Annotated in this window: 17 protein-coding genes; 4 read left to right on the top strand and 13 right to left on the bottom strand. The window is 39.3% G+C overall.

All coding sequences use genetic code 11. The features are described 5' to 3' along the window. Window positions 1-12: 12 nt before the first annotated feature. Together B2727_RS08215 and B2727_RS08210 are read right to left on the bottom strand one after the other, a co-directional pair. Window positions 13-771, bottom strand: a complete 759-nt coding sequence (locus tag B2727_RS08215; protein WP_005322391.1) for a glycosyltransferase family 25 protein — start codon at window positions 769-771, stop codon at window positions 13-15. A gap of 3 nt (window positions 772-774) precedes the next feature. Next, a complete protein-coding gene (locus B2727_RS08210; protein ID WP_033133849.1) occupies window positions 775-1,773 on the bottom strand; it encodes a Stealth CR1 domain-containing protein in 999 nt (332 codons plus the stop codon). Window positions 1,774-2,148: 375 nt separating this feature from the next. Here B2727_RS08210 and B2727_RS08205 point away from each other — a divergent pair, with 375 nt between their 5' ends. Genes B2727_RS08205 through B2727_RS08195 form a run of 3 tightly spaced genes read left to right on the top strand, consistent with a single transcriptional unit; the run spans window position 2,149 to window position 5,257 of the window. Beyond that, the gene (locus B2727_RS08205; protein WP_005206207.1) at window positions 2,149-3,030 is read left to right on the top strand and encodes an ATP-grasp fold amidoligase family protein; all 882 of its coding nucleotides are present in this window, start codon (window positions 2,149-2,151) and stop codon (window positions 3,028-3,030) included. 35 nt (window positions 3,031-3,065) lie between these two features. Further along, window positions 3,066-4,235: a nucleotide sugar dehydrogenase gene (locus B2727_RS08200; RefSeq protein ID WP_033133848.1), complete on the top strand. Its 1,170-nt coding sequence runs from the start codon at window positions 3,066-3,068 to the stop codon at window positions 4,233-4,235. After that, entirely contained in the window at window positions 4,232-5,257 is a 1,026-nt protein-coding gene (locus tag B2727_RS08195; protein WP_033133847.1) for an NAD-dependent epimerase, read from the top strand. Before B2727_RS08200 ends, B2727_RS08195 begins: the two co-directional genes overlap by 4 nt. Before the next feature lie 86 nt (window positions 5,258-5,343). Here B2727_RS08195 and B2727_RS08190 read toward each other — a convergent pair whose 3' ends face one another. From B2727_RS08190 to B2727_RS08165, 6 genes are all read right to left on the bottom strand, one after another. Further along, window positions 5,344-6,099 (bottom strand): hypothetical protein, encoded by a 756-nt coding sequence (locus tag B2727_RS08190; protein ID WP_005206212.1) that lies wholly within the window; start codon window positions 6,097-6,099, stop codon window positions 5,344-5,346. 175 nt (window positions 6,100-6,274) lie between these two features. Further along, window positions 6,275-7,201 (bottom strand): branched-chain amino acid transaminase, encoded by a 927-nt coding sequence (locus B2727_RS08185; RefSeq protein WP_004652473.1) that lies wholly within the window; start codon window positions 7,199-7,201, stop codon window positions 6,275-6,277. 30 nt (window positions 7,202-7,231) lie between these two features. Next, window positions 7,232-9,979 carry a bifunctional [glutamate--ammonia ligase]-adenylyl-L-tyrosine phosphorylase/[glutamate--ammonia-ligase] adenylyltransferase gene (gene glnE, locus B2727_RS08180; RefSeq protein WP_033133890.1) on the bottom strand — a complete coding sequence of 916 codons (2,748 nt, stop codon included), beginning with the start codon at window positions 9,977-9,979 and terminating at the stop codon, window positions 7,232-7,234. A 72-nt stretch (window positions 9,980-10,051) separates the two neighbouring features. Continuing rightward, window positions 10,052-11,323, bottom strand: a complete 1,272-nt coding sequence (locus tag B2727_RS08175) for a sensor histidine kinase (protein WP_033133846.1) — start codon at window positions 11,321-11,323, stop codon at window positions 10,052-10,054. Window positions 11,324-11,664: 341 nt separating this feature from the next. Beyond that, complete coding sequence (locus B2727_RS08170) at window positions 11,665-12,459, bottom strand: hypothetical protein (RefSeq protein WP_241345115.1); 795 nt, start codon at window positions 12,457-12,459, stop codon at window positions 11,665-11,667. Window positions 12,460-12,598: 139 nt separating this feature from the next. After that, window positions 12,599-12,829 carry a hypothetical protein gene (locus B2727_RS08165; protein ID WP_241345114.1) on the bottom strand — a complete coding sequence of 77 codons (231 nt, stop codon included), beginning with the start codon at window positions 12,827-12,829 and terminating at the stop codon, window positions 12,599-12,601. 459 nt (window positions 12,830-13,288) lie between these two features. On the opposite strand from B2727_RS08165, the gene B2727_RS08160 reads away from it, so the two are divergent. After that, window positions 13,289-13,606, top strand: a complete 318-nt coding sequence (locus B2727_RS08160) for a DUF6388 family protein (RefSeq protein WP_125297709.1) — start codon at window positions 13,289-13,291, stop codon at window positions 13,604-13,606. Window positions 13,607-13,630: 24 nt separating this feature from the next. Here the strand turns inward: B2727_RS08160 and B2727_RS08155 are convergent, their stop codons facing one another. The 5 genes from B2727_RS08155 to B2727_RS08135 form a co-directional block, all read right to left on the bottom strand. Continuing rightward, window positions 13,631-14,218, bottom strand: coding sequence for a recombinase family protein (locus tag B2727_RS08155; protein ID WP_241345113.1), 588 nt, complete (start codon window positions 14,216-14,218; stop codon window positions 13,631-13,633). A gap of 142 nt (window positions 14,219-14,360) precedes the next feature. Further along, window positions 14,361-14,834: a HEPN domain-containing protein gene (locus B2727_RS08150; protein ID WP_125297711.1), complete on the bottom strand. Its 474-nt coding sequence runs from the start codon at window positions 14,832-14,834 to the stop codon at window positions 14,361-14,363. A gap of 947 nt (window positions 14,835-15,781) precedes the next feature. Continuing rightward, on the bottom strand, window positions 15,782-16,438 hold the full coding sequence (locus B2727_RS08145; RefSeq protein ID WP_241345112.1) for a hypothetical protein: 657 nt from the start codon (window positions 16,436-16,438) through the stop codon (window positions 15,782-15,784). A 62-nt stretch (window positions 16,439-16,500) separates the two neighbouring features. Next, entirely contained in the window at window positions 16,501-19,038 is a 2,538-nt protein-coding gene (locus B2727_RS08140) for a DUF927 domain-containing protein (protein ID WP_151790271.1), read from the bottom strand. After that, window positions 19,035-19,370 (bottom strand): CHC2 zinc finger domain-containing protein, encoded by a 336-nt coding sequence (locus B2727_RS08135; protein WP_125297714.1) that lies wholly within the window; start codon window positions 19,368-19,370, stop codon window positions 19,035-19,037. The genes B2727_RS08140 and B2727_RS08135 overlap by 4 nt, the downstream gene beginning before the upstream one ends. Between the last annotated feature and the right edge of the window lies 1 nt (window position 19,371).

Here is a 19,371-nt window from a genome sequence, read left to right as displayed (position 1 = left end):
CAGAATATTTAATTAAAAGTAAAGATGCTTAAAAGCATAAAAACGGTCACGCCACATTCGTTTCTGTTTCTTTAGACCATGAGACGAATCGCGCTTTTCCAAGTCTTTACGCTGAATACCCTGTGTTGCAACCGTACCCAAAATATCACTGTCCAATCCAGCAGGTTTAACAAAAGGCTGCCATACACCAAGACCTTTTCCATTCTTGCTGAGCCAACCTTGGAAAAAGATATCGACAGGCACATGTATTTGTTTGCCAAGTTTTACAAACTCTTCCGCCCCTTTACGCGACCAAAGCAGCCCAACCCCACGAATCGGGAAATAATAAGCATGCCACAGGTTGTATTGATCCATCTGTACAATATCTTTGGCGAGTTTTTTCTTTTTCGCCGCCATATTGACCACATACCAATCCAGTTCTTTATGCTGATCCAGATAATTGAGGAGCGACTCAAGCTTGTGTTTAAAGTTGGGCAAAACCTGAATATCATCTTCTAACACCACCAAATAATCAGCGTCGCTTTCAAGAAACTTTTCAGCACAACCATAATGGCTCAGATAACATCCCAACTCTGAATTCATCAGACTACGACCTAAAATTCGTTGAGCTTCGGCATCATCATATTGCTTAAACTCTGATAAGGCCTTACCACGCCCATCATAGGCCGAAAAACGGGTAAACGGCCATCCCTGTTGCTGTAATTGTGCGGTCGCACTCGCCAGACGCTGATCACTGCCATCAAGGTTAATTAGATAAGTTTCAACTTTCATCATTTATCCTTTGGCCGTTTCAGCCAATAAAACTTTCGGGATATAGCCTGCCAATTTTTGATTTAAAGCTGCATAAATTTCTGCCGCTGCCGCATCACTCAATTGATCCAGACTTTGCATACACCCATATTTAATCTGTTCATTACCCAAGCTTTGCAAGAAGCTGCTTAAACTGCTTTCATTTTTCAAATAGGCAATCTCAAGGTCAGGCTTTAACAAGGCCTCATCCTTTTGAATTTTCAAATGATTCATCAATGAAATCGGATTGATTTGTTCGACACTGCGGAACTTAGACTGAATCTGTTTTTCTAGAAACTTAGGATGAGCAAGTAAATAATCTTGTAATATTTTACGGTCAACCGCGTGCGGATAATGGTGAATCTCAAAAAACTTTTTAAATCCAAGCATATCTGCACCTAACATTTGCGCAATCATATGTTTAGGTTGTATCGGCTTGGAAAAATATTGATTTAAAACCTGACGATACCAAAGCTTGGCCTTGAGCACAAAACTGCTTTGCCAATGCCCGTAAATCACCATTTTCTGATCAATCAGAATATCTTCTAATTGTGCTGGCGCGTTAAAAAAGAAATCATCATTCAAGTAGAAAAAGTAATCGGATAAACCCTGAATATTCCAGAGCATGGTTTCAATCGAACGTGTATTGAAAGTAGGTAAGTATTGCTCATACCCCATAAATATTTCACGATGATCAACAATTCGAATTTTACCCGCCTCACAAATCCCATCCTGAACAAAGTCATCAATCCATTGCGGTTGCTGACCATCTGTCACAATATAGATATGTCGACAAAATGGGACATATTTTAAAATAGATGCAACGTTATAATAAATTTCATGGTTGCTGGCAAAACGGGTATCACTAACGGCATCAGAAGCTTGTGTTTTGCCCTGATACTGCATGCGCTTCTGTTTCAACTTCGGATCATTGCCATCCACCCAAGCAATCACCACATCAACCGGTTGCATCATTTCACTCATCAATTCACTCTTAAACGATCCGAAAGCCCGAAAATACGGCCAAACATGTTTAATCTAGGAGCATATGATAACACCACTGATCTGTTCACAGTCAGTCTCTTTTCGTAATAGCGGAGGTATTCATTGTGCAATCATTCCATATAAATCAATATATTATAATTGTTTAAATTTTAATATCGATGAGGTAATCAGCAGATCTATAATTCCACCTTATTTAGTGGCTTTATTAACATCAGCTTAACCCCTGACAATCCCTAACAAAATCAAACCTTTTGGAATCATTTTACACCTAAAACCACCACATTTTTATTAGACGAATTTGGGTATTTTTATTATAATTACAGGTTACTTTGACGGGATTTAATCTTTTGACTGATGATTTATAACTACTTTGAGTATCAAGCAAAAATAATTAGAACTAAATTTGTTTCAGATAAAGCGTATCTCACTAAACGGTTTATCTGCAAATTAGGTTATACCCCTGATTTTTGCTCGCCAAAAAGCTTCAATGAAAAAGTCACTGCCCGAATGATTTTCGAGCGGAGCCCCCTGTTCACAAAATTAGCAGATAAATGTGCAGTCAGACAGTTGGTTTCAGCAAAGGTTGGTGATGCCTATTTTGTTCCATTGATTGGCATTTACAAATGTATTGATGAGATTGATTTTAACCAGTTACCCAATCAATTTGTTTTAAAATGCACTCATGACAGTGGCAGCGCCATGGTCTGTCGCGATAAAAGCAAGTTTAGTGTCGAAGCAGCAACCGCTAAAATCAAAAATCATCTTAAAATGAATATGTATTTTAGAAAGCGTGAATGGCACTACAAAGATATTTGCCCTAAAGTACTAGTTGAAGAATATGTAGAGCTCTATGTCGATCCTGCCAGTCAATCTGCCATTACCACGTGTCGTGTGCACTGTTTTGAAGGCCGTCCGGAATATCTAGAAATTGATGTCCAAGATGCTCAAGGCAACGACTACTCAAATATGTATGATACACAATGGCAGTTACAACCATTTCGGGTCGATCTAAAAGATAATTCACCATCCGCATTAGCTGCACCGAAACAATTGCAAGAGATCATTCAACTGTCAGAAAAGCTTTGTTTTGCGTATGGTTATAGCCGAGTAGATTTCTTACTCTCTCAAGATCATGTGTACTTTAGTGAAATCACGCTCACTCCAAATGCAGGACGAATGGTGATTACACCTGTAGAATGGGATTTAAAATTAGGCTCACTCTGGTTATCCTATTAGCCGTCCATCATGTATATCGAATCTGTTAGGTACTTATGAAAATAGCGATTGCTGGAACAGGATATGTCGGGTTGTCAAATGCAATGCTATTTGCACAACACCATGAAACCATTGCCCTGGATATCCTACAAAGTAAAGTAGATTTACTGAACAACAAAGTATCACCGATTCAAGATCATGATATTTCATTTTTTTTAAAAGAAAAACAGCTCAATTTCACGGCGACTACCGATAAACAGCAGGCTTTTCAAAATGCTGATTTTATTATTATTGCCACCCCAACTGACTATGACCCTCAAACCAATTACTTTAATACGCAAAGTGTAGAAAGCGTCATTCAGGATGTACTGGCCATTAACCCCAATGCAACCATGATCGTCAAATCTACAGTTCCTGTGGGTTTCACCGAGCAAGTCAAAAATAAATATCAGACTGAAAACATTATTTTCTCACCTGAATTTTTACGTGAAGGTAAAGCGCTGCACGACAACCTCTACCCATCGCGTATTATCGTTGGGGAACAGTCTGAACGTGCCCAGCAATTTGCAGACTTACTGGTAGAAGGTGCAATCAAGCAGGATATTCCAGTCTTGCTGACCCATTCAACTGAAGCTGAAGCGATTAAACTGTTCGCCAATACCTATCTGGCGATGCGGGTGGCCTTCTTCAATGAATTGGATACTTACGCACAAAGCTTTGGCCTAGATACCAAACAAGTGATTGACGGTGTTTGTCTCGACCCTCGTATTGGCAGTCATTATAACAATCCATCTTTTGGCTACGGCGGCTATTGTCTACCGAAAGATACCAAACAGTTATTGGCCAACTATAACAACGTACCTAGCAATCTGATTAAAGCGATTGTGGATGCCAATCGAACACGTAAAGATTTTATTGCGGATTCGATTCTGGCAAGAAACCCAAGCACGGTGGGAATCTATCGGCTAGTGATGAAAAGTGGCTCAGATAATTTCCGTGCTTCAGCGATTCAAGGCGTGATGAAGCGATTAAAAGCCAAAGGTCTGGAAATCATTATCTACGAACCGACCTTTCACGAAGACAGCTTTTTTAACTCTAAAGTCACTCAAGATCTAAATGAGTTCAAACAATCTTGTGATGTGATTATTGCCAATCGCCTCTCCAATGAATTGCTAGATGTACAAGATAAAGTTTATACCCGAGATATTTTTGGAGGCGATGAATGAAAGTTCTAGTCACAGGTGCTGCTGGATTCATCGGCTTTAGTGTTGCAAAAAAACTGCTGGAACGCGGTGATGATGTGGTCGGTTTTGATAATTTTAACGATTATTATGATCCATCCCTGAAAGAGGCCCGTGCTCAGCAATTACAACTACTGGCTGAGCGCAACGATACAGGCAGTTTCACACTGATTCGTGACAATCTCGCCAATAAAGCCGTGGTGGATCAATGCTTCCAAGATCATCGTTTTGAGCGTGTGATTCATTTGGCCGCGCAGGCCGGTGTACGCTATTCACTTGAAAATCCACATAGCTATGTGGAGAGCAACCTAATTGCATTTACCAACATTTTGGAAGCCTGCCGTTACGCCGCAACACCCCACCTAACCTATGCCAGCACCAGTAGTGTCTATGGTGCCAACACCACCATGCCATTTAGCGAACAACATGGTGTAGATCATCCGCTACAATTCTATGCTGCAACCAAACGCGCCAATGAATTAATGGCACATAGCTACAGCCACTTATTTAAATTACCGACCACTGGCTTACGTTTCTTCACCGTGTATGGTCCGTGGACACGTCCAGATATGGCCTTGTTTAAGTTCACCAAGAATATTTTTGAAGGCAAACCGATTCCTGTGTTTAATCATGGCAATCACACCCGCGACTTCACCTATATCGACGATATTGTTGAAGGGATTATCCGTACTAGCGACAAGATTGCGACCCCTGATGAGACTTGGGACAGTAACCATCCAAATCCATCCACCAGCAATGCTCCGTTTAGAATTTTCAATATTGGTAACAACCGTACGGTAAAACTGATTGAATATATTCAGGCGATTGAAAAAGCAGCAGGTAAAGAAGCAATTTTAGACCTGCTTCCTCTTCAGCCTGGCGATGTACCAGATACCTTTGCCGACAGTTCTGCGCTAGAAAATTATGTGGACTACAAACCAGCTACTTCAGTGGTTGATGGAGTGAAAAACTTTGTCGATTGGTATCGCCAATATCACAATATTTAATAACTCCTAAAGCAAAAAAATCAGGCATTCCGCCTGATTTTTTTATCCTATTCATCTATTCAATTTCAAGATGAATAACACTTGGATTATTGCCAAGACTCTTTAATCCAATCCGATGGCAATACATAGCGATACCACTTACCACCACCACCACTGATCGCATCAGGTGGATTAATCTCACCATGGAAAATAATGATTTTTGCGCCTTTTGGTTTAATAGGCGGCTGGAAATATGCAAATGGCACTCGTCTTAAACAGTGGTATTTATAGCTTTTGCACCACTCTTTATTCCAATAACTCAATTTGCCTTCTTTATGCACAAACCAAGACAGGTACTCTTGTTCATTACGGAACTTTTGACTGATCTCTTTAAAGTTTGCACGGAAGTACGGCAAGATATCTGGAAAAGCACCCAGTTTAAAACGATAAACCGAACTATTGCCTGTGATACGCCAAGGGCGTTTCCAGTCGTGAATCACCAAGAACTCACCTTCCGCTTGGAAGAAGCAGTCAATATTATCAATAATGACCACGTCCAAATCGAGGAATAAAGCATTGCCTTTTAAGCCATACAGATCAGGTTCAAAAGTCGAGAGTTTATTCCAGCCACGCTCAGGGCTACCAGCAGGTAAATCTAGAGATGGAATTGGAAAACATTGAACATTCGGATCAATGCCCTCGGTACGATCAGTCAAGCACACCATTTTAAAAGGCAGAGTCAAATGACGTTTGACCATGTTATACAAACGGTTGACGTACTCAGCACCATACTTGGTTCCCCACTTCATGCACAAGATCACATTGTCTTCATGAGTTGCCGAATTTTGTTGAATATCTACCATCTGAAAACCTTAAATGCTTGAGATACGAGGCTACACTTTGTCCAAAAAAACAAAAGTGTTCAATCATATGCACTGAATATACGCTCATCTTAGCATAGAGCGGATTGTTTTTTTTAGTATTAATTCGTCAATAAAAAAGCGAAGCCTAAGCTTCGCCTTTGTGCACGATTACAGCTTATTTAATATAAGTTAACCAGTGTGCATATTTGTCATTGCGACCTTGTACTGCATCAAAGAAAGTCTTTTGAATCACAGTGGTAATCGGACCACGTGAACCACAACCAATTTCACGGTCATCATATTCACGAATCGGGGTTACTTCCGCAGCAGTACCTGTAAAGAATGCTTCATCTGCAATGTAGAATTCATCACGAGTAATACGACGTTCAACCACTTCATAACCCAGGTCTTTAGCAATGGTAATCACGGTTTGACGGGTAATCCCTTCTAACGCGCCACCGGCTAAATCAGGGGTATGCAACACGCCATCCTTGATCAGGAATACGTTCTCGCCCGCACCTTGGCAAACAAAGCCTTGTGGGTCAAGCAACATTGCTTCGTCATAACCTGAACGTGCCACTTCCTGATGTGCCAAGATCGACACGGTATAGTTACCGCATGCCTTTGCTTTACACATGGTCACGTTTGGATGGTGATGCGTGAATGAAGAGGTTTTCACACGAATACCACGTGCCATTGCTTCTTCACCAAGGTATGCACCCCAGCCCCATGCTGCAACCGCGGCATGAATGGTGTTGTCTGTTGCCGCGATACCGAGTTTTTCAGAACCAATCCAAATCAATGGACGTAAATAGCAAGATGCTAATTTATTTTCACGCACTACATCAATTTGTGCTTGTTCTAATGTCGCTTGATCAAATGGAACATTCATCTGATAAATTTTTGCTGAATTTAATAAGCGTTTAGTATGATCTTGCAAACGGAAGATTGCTGTACCATTTGGGGTTTCGTAAGCTCTGACGCCTTCAAAGACACCCATGCTGTAGTGTAGTGTGTGAGTTAAGACGTGAATTTTTGCATCACGCCAGTCAACTAATTTTCCATCTTGCCAAATAAAACCATCACGATCAGCCAAACTCATCGCACATACTCCATTTTCTTTTTTACACAATTATTCACTTTCCAATGCTTGCGCAGTTGGATCAATTAATCTTTGCCATAACTTGCAAACGATCTCGCGGGTATCGTGCCAATCCGCAGCATTGACTTGCATAGATTGATTTGCAAGCGCTAGACGGTGGCTCTCAGCTCGTTCACGGAGATAAGCGTGTATTAATGCTGTGGCATCTTCACTGGATAAGCAGCCTGCTTTAGCAGCATCTTCTAGAATTCTTACATTATCGGAAAAATGGGCGAGATCTGTATTCGTCCCACTCCATGCAAGCACAACATACTGTGCCATAAATTCGATATCAACGATACCACCTGAGTCCTGTTTTAAATGAAAAATCCCATGTTTTTTTTGCTCAGAAGATGATCCCAAATGATCTTTCATCTTTTGGCGCATTTTCAACACTTCTTCACGCACCACATTTTCATCACGTACTTGGGTCAGGATCTGACAGCGAATCTGTTCAAATTGCGTGCATAATCCACGATCTCCTGCAATTGAGCGAGCACGCACCAAAGCTTGATGCTCCCATAACCAGGCACTCTTTTGTTGATATTGCTCATAAGCTTTTAAACTGGTGACCAACATCCCCGCTTCACCTGATGGTCGCAGACGAGTGTCAATTTCATAGACACGCCCGTCCAAGGTTTGTGTGGTCATCAAGGACATAAACTTCTGTGCCACACGAATCGCAAACTCGGCCCCACTAATGCCCTTACGGCCATCGGTTTCACTTTGCTCTTCAAAGGCATGGATAAACACCAAATCCAAATCTGAACCATAGCCCAACTCAATGCCACCCAATTTGCCATAGGCAATCACGGCAAAGCCTTTGTTATCGAGACTGCAACGCTGTCCATCATTTCCAACTGGATAGCCATGACGCTGTGCAACCGCCTCATAAGCCAAACGTAAAGTCGCTTGTACACTGACTTCAGCAATATCAGTCAGGGCATCGGAGACTTTCATCAACGGACTTTCTGCCAGTACATCACTGGCGGCAACAGTCAATACATTACTCTTTTTAAATAAGCGCAGTACCCGCATCTGATCTTCAACTTGATCAATCTCGATGCGTAGCAATTGTTGACGCAATGAATCTTCCAAATCTTTGCGCTGTGGCAGACCAAAATCCATGGACAGGAATTCATCCAACAACACTGGATACTGTGCCAGTTCTTCACAGATCCATGGACTGACCGTTGCCATCTTGACCAGTCGCTGTAACGCGCCACGACTTTCCATCAGCATCACCAGATAGACGGTACGACGTAGCACCGATTCAACCAATGGCATCAAACGCAATAGCGCCATTTGTGGTTGATCCGACTGTAAAATCGCTTCGATCAAATGTGGCCAGAATTTCTTTAAACGCTCTAAGGCACTGGCTGGGATTTTGCGTAATGCCTGACCATGCCAAAAGTTTTGAATTAAATTCTTGGCATCATCATCCAATACGGCATTAAGTTTTTGTTCAAGCTGCACAAAATCATCAACTGGCTCAGCAAACTCTTTTTCCTGAATCAACTGCTTAAACTGGACTTTGACCTTGTCACGTTTCTGATTCAACACATCCAAGAAGGCAGCCCAATCAGCAAAGCCAAGCGTATCCAACATCCGTTGTCTCTGTTCAGGCTCAGTGGGTAAAGATTGGGTTTGCTGATCATTCAAGGCTTGAATAGCGTGTTCAACTCGTCTTAGGAATAAATAAGCATCTTCCAGATCAATCACTGCTTGCTGATCCAGCAGCTCCGCTTCACCCAAATGATGCAAATTGACCAGACATTGACGATCTTGTAGTTCGCGCTTCGATCCGCCATAGATCAACTGGAACACCTGCACGATGAACTCGATTTCACGAATCCCGCCTGCGCCTAGCTTAATATCCTCTTCAATATTACGGCGCATGACTTCGCGTTCGATCATGGCCTTCATTTCACGCATGGCGGCGAAAGCGGAATAATCGACATAACGACGGAATACGAAGGGACGTGACATGTCTAGCAACTCTTCGCCCGCTTTGCCACCGGTAATCACCCGCGCCTTAATCCAGGCATAGCGCTCCCATTCACGCCCATGCTGGCTCAGATATTTTTCTAGGCCACTATGGCTAATCGCCAAGGCTGAACCATCGCCCCACGGACGCAAACGCATATCAACACGGAATACAAAACCATCAGCAGTAATATGATCGAGCAGATAAATCAACTTCTGTCCCCACAGAATGCAGAACTGCTGTACATCAATACATTTACGCCCATTGGTTTCGCCTTGTTCATCGAAGGCAAAAATCAGGTCAATATCACTAGAAAGATTCAGCTCTTGCGCACCGAGCTTGCCCATACCAATCACAATCAGATCTTGTAACTGACCTGAATAACCAATTGGCTCGCCATGTTTGGCTAATAAAGGCGGTAATGCAAAAGCTTTGGCGGCACAAATACTGGCATCAGCAAAATCTGATAGCTCACGTGTTAGTGTCACCACATTGGTGAGTTGATTGGCATCTTGCCAAATCCAGCGAAACATCAGCTTGGCACGGAGTATGCGTAAGGCTTTCATCCATGATTGTTCATCGCTGACCTCAGCCACAGCCAGTTGCACTTTTTGATAGATGGTTTCGGTCGACAGCGAGTCCAGAAATTGATCTTCGGAATAGTCTTGTTCTAATTGTAATGTGTATAAATTTAAAACTTGTTCAGCATATTGGCTTGCAACTAAGGTTTTTTGTAGCTGTTGCGCATTCATATAAAAAAACTCGACTGATGTCATGTCATCTAGGTTAGTTATATCAGTTACAAGCTTATCTTTAAAATCTCTTTAGACTAATTTCGCTTTGCTTTTTTGTTGATCCGTACATAAATCAACCTGTTCACGTTCGATTGGCAGCAACACGGTAAACACCGTACCTTCGCCTTCATTGGAGCTGACATTGATTTCACCCAAATTCATTTCCACAAAGCGCTTACACAAGCTTAAGCCCAGACCTGCACCCTTCTCTCCTGCAGTGCCTTTATAACTCATAGTAATCCGTGGCTGGAACAAATCGTTGATTTGTTGTTGAGTCATACCAAGACCGGTGTCTTTGACATAGACTTCCACATAAGTGCCTTTATGTTGTGCTTGGATATAGACTTTGCCCGTACCATCGACATCGGTAAATTTCAGCGCATTAGACACCAAGTTCTGAATCACCGAGGTGATCATATTCATATCAGCATAGACTTTAAGATTTTCATCGACTTCATTAATCAGTTGAATATTCTTCTTAATTGCTAAAGTTTTAAGAATATCGGTCACGATATTGGTGATCTGGCGCAGCTTAAAGTTGATGGGGTGATAGACGAACCGCCCACCTTCGGCCATCGCCCAATTCAGTAAGCTTTCCAATAAGTTATAAGTCGATTGCGAAGTATCATAAAGATAGTCGGCAATATTCTGAATACTGGATTCATCTAAGGTTTCACGTTCTTTCGCCAATATTTCCGAGAAGCCTAATAGCCCATGAAATGGTGCACGTAAGTCATGGGAAATAATCGAAAAGAATTTGGTTTTACTAAAATTGAGTGCAGCTTCTTGTTCGTATAATTCTTTCAGCTCGTCATGGTTAAACTTCAATTCCAGTTGTTGCATGAAGTTGATGCAATGTTCTTGCAGCAGTTGTTTTTGCAAGTCACTAAAGCCTTGTGCAGCTTCATCAAACAGGATGATATAACCCAGTGAAGTTTGATCTGGATGCCTGAGATGTAGAGCAACCGCAGTTTGGATTTTCTTTTTCAGTGGTGCAAGGAATGCCAGTAAGGTTGAGTATTGCGGATGATCGCTATCAACCAGATCTCCATTCACAAATAGCGTATTTAGACTTTTAGTAATTTTTGCAGAATCAATGGCTTTGAGTTTTTCAGGGCAACGATGCCACAGATAGGGTTCTTGGTGAAATGACAGTAATGCAGTACTGGCCTGCATCAGTTTTCGGTTGAACTGTAAAAATTGCTCAAGCAAATTCTGCTCTGAAGTTAGCCCCAAAGAAAGAGAGATTTTACAAGCACTTAACTTTTCGGCTTGCTGTAGTTCTAATAATTGAATCGTCATTCCCGCCTCTCGAATATTTTCGTTATACGGTTCTTTACGTTTTATAAAAAAAATGTGAAAACTATCACTTAGTATTAACAAACTTTAACAGAAAAGGCAATTGTTGATTCAATCAATTCGCAACAAAACGTGAAATTTCATTAAATTTTAACTTAGATCTAGTCTAAAATTAACAACAGATGAGCTATCCCTATTACTTTGTCTATTATTTCGCTACAACTCTATTGATTATTCAAGAGCAAATTCGACTCGTTCAAATATTTTAATAACACCTACTACCATCTTAACAACAATAGCTTTTAAACACTAAGGTCAGAATAATATTTATCGAAATAAAATTACTAATATCTTCTTCTATATTCACTGTAGTTTGACACGCTAGATTGTTTTTTAGCATCAAACTCTAATTCTTCATTATTATTCTGTTCAACATAGTTTTCATATGCCTCATAAAACTTCTCTAAAAATTTACTCGTATTTTCCATAGAGAACTTTAAGTTGGGAAAAATAAATGCTAAGAAAAATGTTAAAACTCCAAAAATTAAAGGAAATATAAGATCATAAAAACTTTTAGAATTTAAAACCATATAGAAAAAAAACATTGAATAAAAAATTAAAACCCAAAAAGTAATGAAAAATAATTTCTTAGTTAGGCTTCTGCTTTTACTTATTTTCTCTTGATTTATATAGTAGATTTTGGAATTCTTCTTACTGAAATAAAATCTAAAACTCTCGATCACTCGCTCATCTAAACTCTTATTAATATTGGTATTTTTTTCGTATTTTAGGTAACCATATTTGCAACCATCCTTGAAAAGAAACATCATTTCATTGATATCTACTAAATTTCTTTCGTGAAACTCCAAAAGTAAATTAACTAAAAAAGCATCAACATTCTCACTACCAACTAATGATTGGGCTGCTGCATCATTTACATTTTTTGAATACTGCTTATTTTTGCTATTTTTAAAAAAATTTGTATCGTACTCCATACTTGCTTTAAACCTATTAGTAAGTGTTTGTTCATGCAGATTTTTATGCTCTTTTGTTTTGAAATAAAGCATTGGTATTCCAACTATTGCAGAGACAATCAATCCACTGAAAGCAATTAAATTTTTTATATCATCAGGTTGCATAAATTCTTCCTTATATAGCCAAAAATTTAAAATTGAATGAGTAAACTAAGATTTACTCATTCACATATCTATTTATTTTTTCCAAAACTCTCAGCAAAATTTCTCACTAAGGTCAGCAAAGTTGCATGCTGTGTATGGGTCAACCCTGATCCCAAAGTTTTAACAGCTTTTTTGCATCGTCTGCAAGCAGATCAGGACGAACATGCTCTCCAGTTAATAAAAACCAAATACCCACACTCTCATGATGTAAAGCTTCCAAATCCTCTTGGTTCATGACCCTTTCACTCTTTTCATAGCGAAAAACAGCCATCATTTTCTTATTAAACAATGCAGAGAAGTTTTTCTGAGAAAGCCCCAGTCTTGGTCGCATGTACACCATTTAGTTCAACATCTGCCTTCCATTTTTATTAGGACGTTGATAAATAGATTTGCTCGTAAATAATTGGTTATGCTTATTTTCTATCTTTAAATATCGGGTGGAAACTGGGCAGAAAGTTATACCCAATATTCCCGCAAAATACCGTAAAAAAGTATAACAGCCTGAAATGAAAAAACCCCAAGCCTTTAATACCAGCTTGGGGTCTTTGAATCTTGGTCCGAGGGTCGGACTCGGTAATATCAATAAGATATTGATATAAATTACTTATATTTGAATTATTATAATTATATCCTCAACCATATCCTTATTATTATATACGTCATTCAACTTAGAGTTATTAAAATACAATCTTGCAGTAAAAATAGTAAATCATTATTTTTAAAGTGTTTTACCTTGCTTGTTGCTGTTTTAGTAGCTATTTTATGATCTTAAACAATAATGAGGTGACACATGAATAATGGAAAAACAGAAAAACGTTTAGCATACGAAAAGCAAATCAAAGAAGTCTTACAAAAAGCCCATGAACAATTTGCACAAAACAAGAATGTAAAGGCACAGTTAGATATTCTAAATCCTAACATTGCTGAAGCTATCGGCATTACATTTGAACAATACAAACATCAAACTCTACTTGAATTGTTTGTTAAGCAAGCCAAAAGCTTAAACAAAGACAGCATTGATTATGCAATAGAAATTACACTCCCTGCCGATGAAGCTAAAACATTAAAAGAATTAAGAAACCAGATACTTATTGAAAGTATTCAATAAGTATTAATGAAAGGAGTGATTCCATTACTCCTTAGCCACTCTATAAACCGTTGCAATTCCTACACTTACAGCCTTTGCAATTTCTTCTTTTGTCATGTCGCCTTTGCTCAATAATTGTTTAATGCGTTCATGTTTCGCTGTATTGGCTTTCTTTCCAGTCGGTACATATCCCGAACGTGCTAAGCCTTGTTTGATTCTTTCTTTACGTTTGTCATTATCTAGTTTTGCCATTGTTGCCAATAGATCAATGAGCATGGCATTAATCACATTCAATATCTCGCCTGTCATTCCGCCATTGCTTGTATGTGTGGTCGGCAGATCGGCAACGATCAAACGTAAACCTTTAGCCTTGATCTTATCTTTTAGAATTGCAAAATCATCTTGTGATAGTCGGCTAAGTCTATCCACGCTTTCGACTAAAAGTATGTCACCTTTATGTGCCTCTGTAAGTAATTGGTTTAACGCTGGGCGTTCTAGCTTCGTACCTGAATAGTTTTCTATGTATGTATGGTATTGATCGCCATAGCTTTGGCTGAATGAGACAAGATCACTCAATGCTCGTTCTGCATCTTGATCTTTGGTACTTGCTCTTACATATATTCTAATTGTCATATCATCAGCCTTTATCATATAGCTATCATTTAATATGACTTATGATAAATCTATCATTTAACTAAGTAAATAAGTTAAATGATAGATTGCGAAATATAATTATCAAATTATCTTTTGGGTATAGTCTAATGATAGGCTGATCTTATACCTTAGAGTTAAATGATTTCAAAAAAGCTTCATTCTGTTTTGCATAATCAACTAAAAATCGAGCAATAGCTTCTAGATAACCTGTTGAGAAAGTCCTACCAACATAAGACTTTTTAAACTCCTCAAAAAAATATCTAGAATCAACAAAATCATTATCTATTTCGCCAATACATTTATTGAAATCTAACTCATGTAATTTAAAAAATTTAACATTAATATCATCTCTTACTTGTTGGGGTAACTTATTAAATAAGCTTGCGACCCCATGTCCTCTAACAAGAGTTCCGTTACAGCATAAAAGAAAACACTTTAATGAACATTCAACACTGAATGATTGTAATGTAATCAATGGAATGGCTTTATTTTCATATTCAGACTCCTCAAGCACTTGCGAACTTTCGAAATAAGCAAAGGCTTGATCAAGCCAAAATATAGCTTCGTCATTTGAATCTTTAATTCTTCCTACCATCTAACACAACCTTTAAATCTTTGTATAAAAATTAAAGTACTAGTCTATCAAAGCAACATTATGAAATGTATTTTCTGCCTATGTTAACTCTTAAAACCACATTGATGGTTTTGCCGTGATGTTCCCTTTGGCAAGGGGAAATACCTTTCCAAAATTTTTGACTGACATGCAGTCACCTAACCACTATCAAGATTCATTTGACTAGCTAGCCCAGCAATGGGGATATGGGGTCAAAAGTCGCTAACCTCACATATAAAAAGACCGTCCCCCCATGAAATTTTCTCTTGGTCAAAAGTCGTAGGGAGGGGGTATCATTTTGTGTTTCTTATTGGTGCAAAAAACTTAGTGACTCTAAAAAATGGTATGTTTTGCCAATATATAAAATGACTAATTTTGTGGATGTTACAGTTGTTACATAGGTTACAAGACTGTTTTATATAAATTTTTTCTAATCTCAATATAAATATGTATGAATATCAATAACGTATAAATTAACTTTTACTTAAATAATATTATATATATCAATATCTTAGTGCAGATAAATCTAATCAACACAGCTATATTTACCCTGCCACAGATATCTACCATTTTCAAGTTGTTACAAGTGTTACACAGGTTACAAGATTGTTTTATATAAATTTATCTGTAACACATTGAGGCTTTGAATCGTGTTACATGGGTTACGATTTAGGATATGGGGGGCATGAAAAACATCTTAACTTGCCTTAAGCGGACACCGCCCTCCTTTCTCATTTATAAAAAAAAGATCGTTTTAGATAAAAGTAAATAAAAATATGGAGTGAACTAGTAAATATGGATAAAAATTCAAGCCTTTTTAAGTCCGATCTACTCCAGTTAAAGACTACATTACAAAACAGTGCCAAAATTTCGGAATAAGTAACCTCGCCCTTGCCACCTCACGGCGCAAATTTTCAACTAAAAATGTTTTAGTTAGTTTGGGCAAAGTGATTGTGTTGCTGAAAAGCGGTCATTGCTGGATGGATGAAATTAGGAAATAAATAGAATCTAAAATTACTGTCGTAATAAAAGATGTTCTGTTCAATTAGAGCATTAATAAAATGCTGGGCTTGCTCCTGATTCACTAGAAATTTCTGTATTAGGTCTTGCCGTATATGCTCAGGTTTAACAAGGGCATTTTCTACAGGATTATTAATCTTACACAAGTTGCTACGGTGTCGCTCCAGCCGTTCAAAATAGGTCTGTATCACTTCTTGCTGTATATCTTGGTCTAATATTTCGGAATTGGATGCTGTCGAATTACTCAGTATTTCGATAATTTCTGCTTTAGACTGTTTTACTTTCTGTATTTCAATATCTGTGATGCGCTCTGCATGATGTAAACGCACGGTTTGGCTGTCTATTAGCTCTATTTCTGCACCCTCTTGCTGGATATGCTCCAATAGCTCATAACATGATTGAAGCCGTAAACGGCGTATTAGCTGTGGTTTGTATTTACGTACAAGGTCTGTGCTTTGCTGGGGGATATCATCAGAATGATGTAAGCGTAAAACTTGATTGTTGATTAACTCAAGACTTGCGCCATAGTGCTGTAAAACTTGGCTAATTAACTGTGCAATATTCATTATTTAAGATCACCAATAAAAAGACTGCACGGCGTTAAACACTCGTACAGCCTGTAATTGAGTTAAATATCTATAGTTGTGCCTGTGTTTACGTCATTCGTATATGGATTGGTAGCTTTCTCAATGTCATAACTAAACATTGAAGTGTTGAACACATATAGCCAAACTGGATTTTTACTTTCGGGAGTCCGTTCCTGTTTGGTTGTTTTGCCATTGGCACAATCTAACCAGCCATGTTTTTTAAGTACTTTTGCTACTTTCTTAGGGTCAAAACCAGTACAAAGCTCCTGTTTAAATTGCTCTTTAAAGAACAAATAACGCAAGGTTTCACGCTGTTGGGCATTTACAACCTTATAGCCCACTCGATACATGGTTTTTTCTCTAAAGCTCTTGGTATCGGTGCTGGCATCATCGGCATGATCTGAATTGCCATAGCTAGCCCGCTTATTGCCCTCAATTAAGGTATCAAAACGGCTATTCCCATTCGCCTCAAAAAATGCTCTGACTTGCTGGAGTATCTGCCGATCTTCAAAGTCCCCGACCATTTCAAAGCTATTTAACCAGGTCTTAAATACACTGATTACAGCCTCTAAAGCTCTACCCTTTTTCCAGCCTGTAATATTTGCTTGTGTTGCCAGCTCACCAGCCACGGCGACAACTGCAAAACGTGAAGCTACTCGGGCAATGTGCCCTTGTGCATTGTCGGGGGTAATTTTGGCTTTAAACTGTTGATACATTTTTAAAGCTGTTTCAGTCATTTGACCTTTATCATTAGTCAAATACTCAAGCCACGCTTTACCAGCCACACCATAAGCATTGATTGAGTTTTCATACAGCATATTGGCTTGCTGTGAAGCATCAGGGGCAAAATCCACAAGATCAAATACACCATATTCACAAGCATCTAAGCTAATTTCAGGCAATCGGATTTCTTGTCCGAGTTTAGCCGTTTGCCCTATTTCGTTCAGAATCTCTTTAAAGGTCTTTTCGCCACTGGATAAAAACAAAACACGCCATTGCTGTGGAGCTTTGGTAATCGCTGTTCTTGCCATACGTGCCTTACCTTGACCATTGGCAAGCATATATACGGTTTGCCCAATATCTTTTGCACTGGCTTCGCCAATTTCATCCAATACCAAAAAACCATCATTATGCATAAAGGCTGTTTGTTCTAATGCATTGCCTGTAGATCGCCAAGTACGGTAATACTCTTTAGGATGCCCCCATACACTACAAGCAAGGTAAATAGCGGTACTTTTGCCTTTTGATGATGTGCCATTGATATGAAAGCCACCGCCTTGTTGATTCAATGGTTCTAGCAATTGCCCAGCAAAGGCGCACGCTACGCTAAATACAAGTTTTGAATGGCTTTCGAGTAATAGACTTACGCCATTTTTCCACGTTTCTAATTCACCTTTGAATTGAAAGCGGTTGTCTAGCCCATCGGTACGCTGATAAACAATCACTTCATCATGCTTAGTGGCTGGATTGCTATAAGTTTCAGTTGGCAATACATAGCGATGACCATGCCAGCCAACACTATCCACACATAAGGCAAATTTATCGACTGGATAGCTCATTAAATAGATTTGAAAAAGCTCTCTGCCTCTGCGGTCAGGTGTAATAATCACGCCTTGATTGGATAAGGCTTTGCGTGATTCTGTACCATCACCTTGAAATAGCTCATTTGGAACAGCCCAATTGTGGTGAATGAAAGCATCATCTTGCCACTGCAATAAACGCCCCCAGTTGTTACTGGTGTTATCTCTAGTTTTGGCTGTCACTAGAATTGGACTGGATATAAAGCGTTCCCGATATTCACCATTTTTTAGCTTTTCGATATAGAACACGCCTTTATCGTGTACCTCAAAACTGCCGTTTTCCCACTCCATTGGCTCTGCAAGCATACCATCAGGTAAATTATCGCTTGGTGATGGTGGTTGATACTGTGCTGTGATTAAGGCTGTAATATCGCTTGCCGTGGTACTTAGCCCTTGTTGCTTGCGTAACTCTGCCCAATCCATTACATCGCCTTTTTCGGGCAAATTCAGCCCATCTAAAACGATATATCGAACATCACAGCCCAATACATCAAGTTGCTGGGCAATTTCATTAAAAAACTTGGTCCCAGCCTTATCATTATCTGCCCATATGATAATTGAATGCTTCGCAAGTGGTTTTAAGTCAGTTTTGTCCGTGTTGCCACTGCCTCCGCATGTGGTTGCAGTTAAGCTCAATGAATTGATAAAGTCAGCTTTTTGTTCACCCTCAACGATATAAATAGGCTGCTTTTCGGGGATATTTAGCACTTGTTCTAAGGCATATAAAGGCTTTTTACCTTGCCCTATTGGGTACAATTCCGTGAAATTAGGATCACCAAATTTAAAACCACGTTCACCACTTGAGAATACACGTATCCATTTATCACCAGTATGGTGATTTTTGGCTCTCACTTTCCAATAAACAGGCATGCCGTGACCATTGGTATAGCTGAATAGATACTCAAACTGATAACCGTTTTTAACCTCACGCTCTGCCAGCTTTTGAGCATGGATAAAAGCTTGTTCTTGGACTTCCTGATAATCTAAAAATTCAGTCATTTGTCATTCTCCCATGCGCCTAAGTCTTTACATGCCTCGATAAAAGACTTGCCTGTAAGCAGTTGGTGAAATGCAATCAAATCACCGCCTTTGGCTTCGCAAGCCATACACTTGAAGCAACCTTTACTGCTGTTTATGCGTAGGCTTGGGGTACTGTCATCATGGAAAGGACAAATCATTTCTCGCCATTCGCCACGACCTTTGACGGCGTAGCCTCTAGCTGTTAAATATTCGATAGGATCAGGAAGTAATGCCCGATTTAAGCCAAATTTCTTTGGTTTATCGTTATTGGTGTTGCGGTATTTCCCTAGCGTAGGGTGCGCTTTTTTCATA

Origin of the sequence: Acinetobacter sp. UBA991, assembly GCF_002292065.1 — a bacterium.
Lineage (GTDB): Bacteria > Pseudomonadota > Gammaproteobacteria > Pseudomonadales > Moraxellaceae > Acinetobacter > Acinetobacter higginsii.
This window is presented reverse-complemented; position numbering and strand designations above follow the sequence as displayed.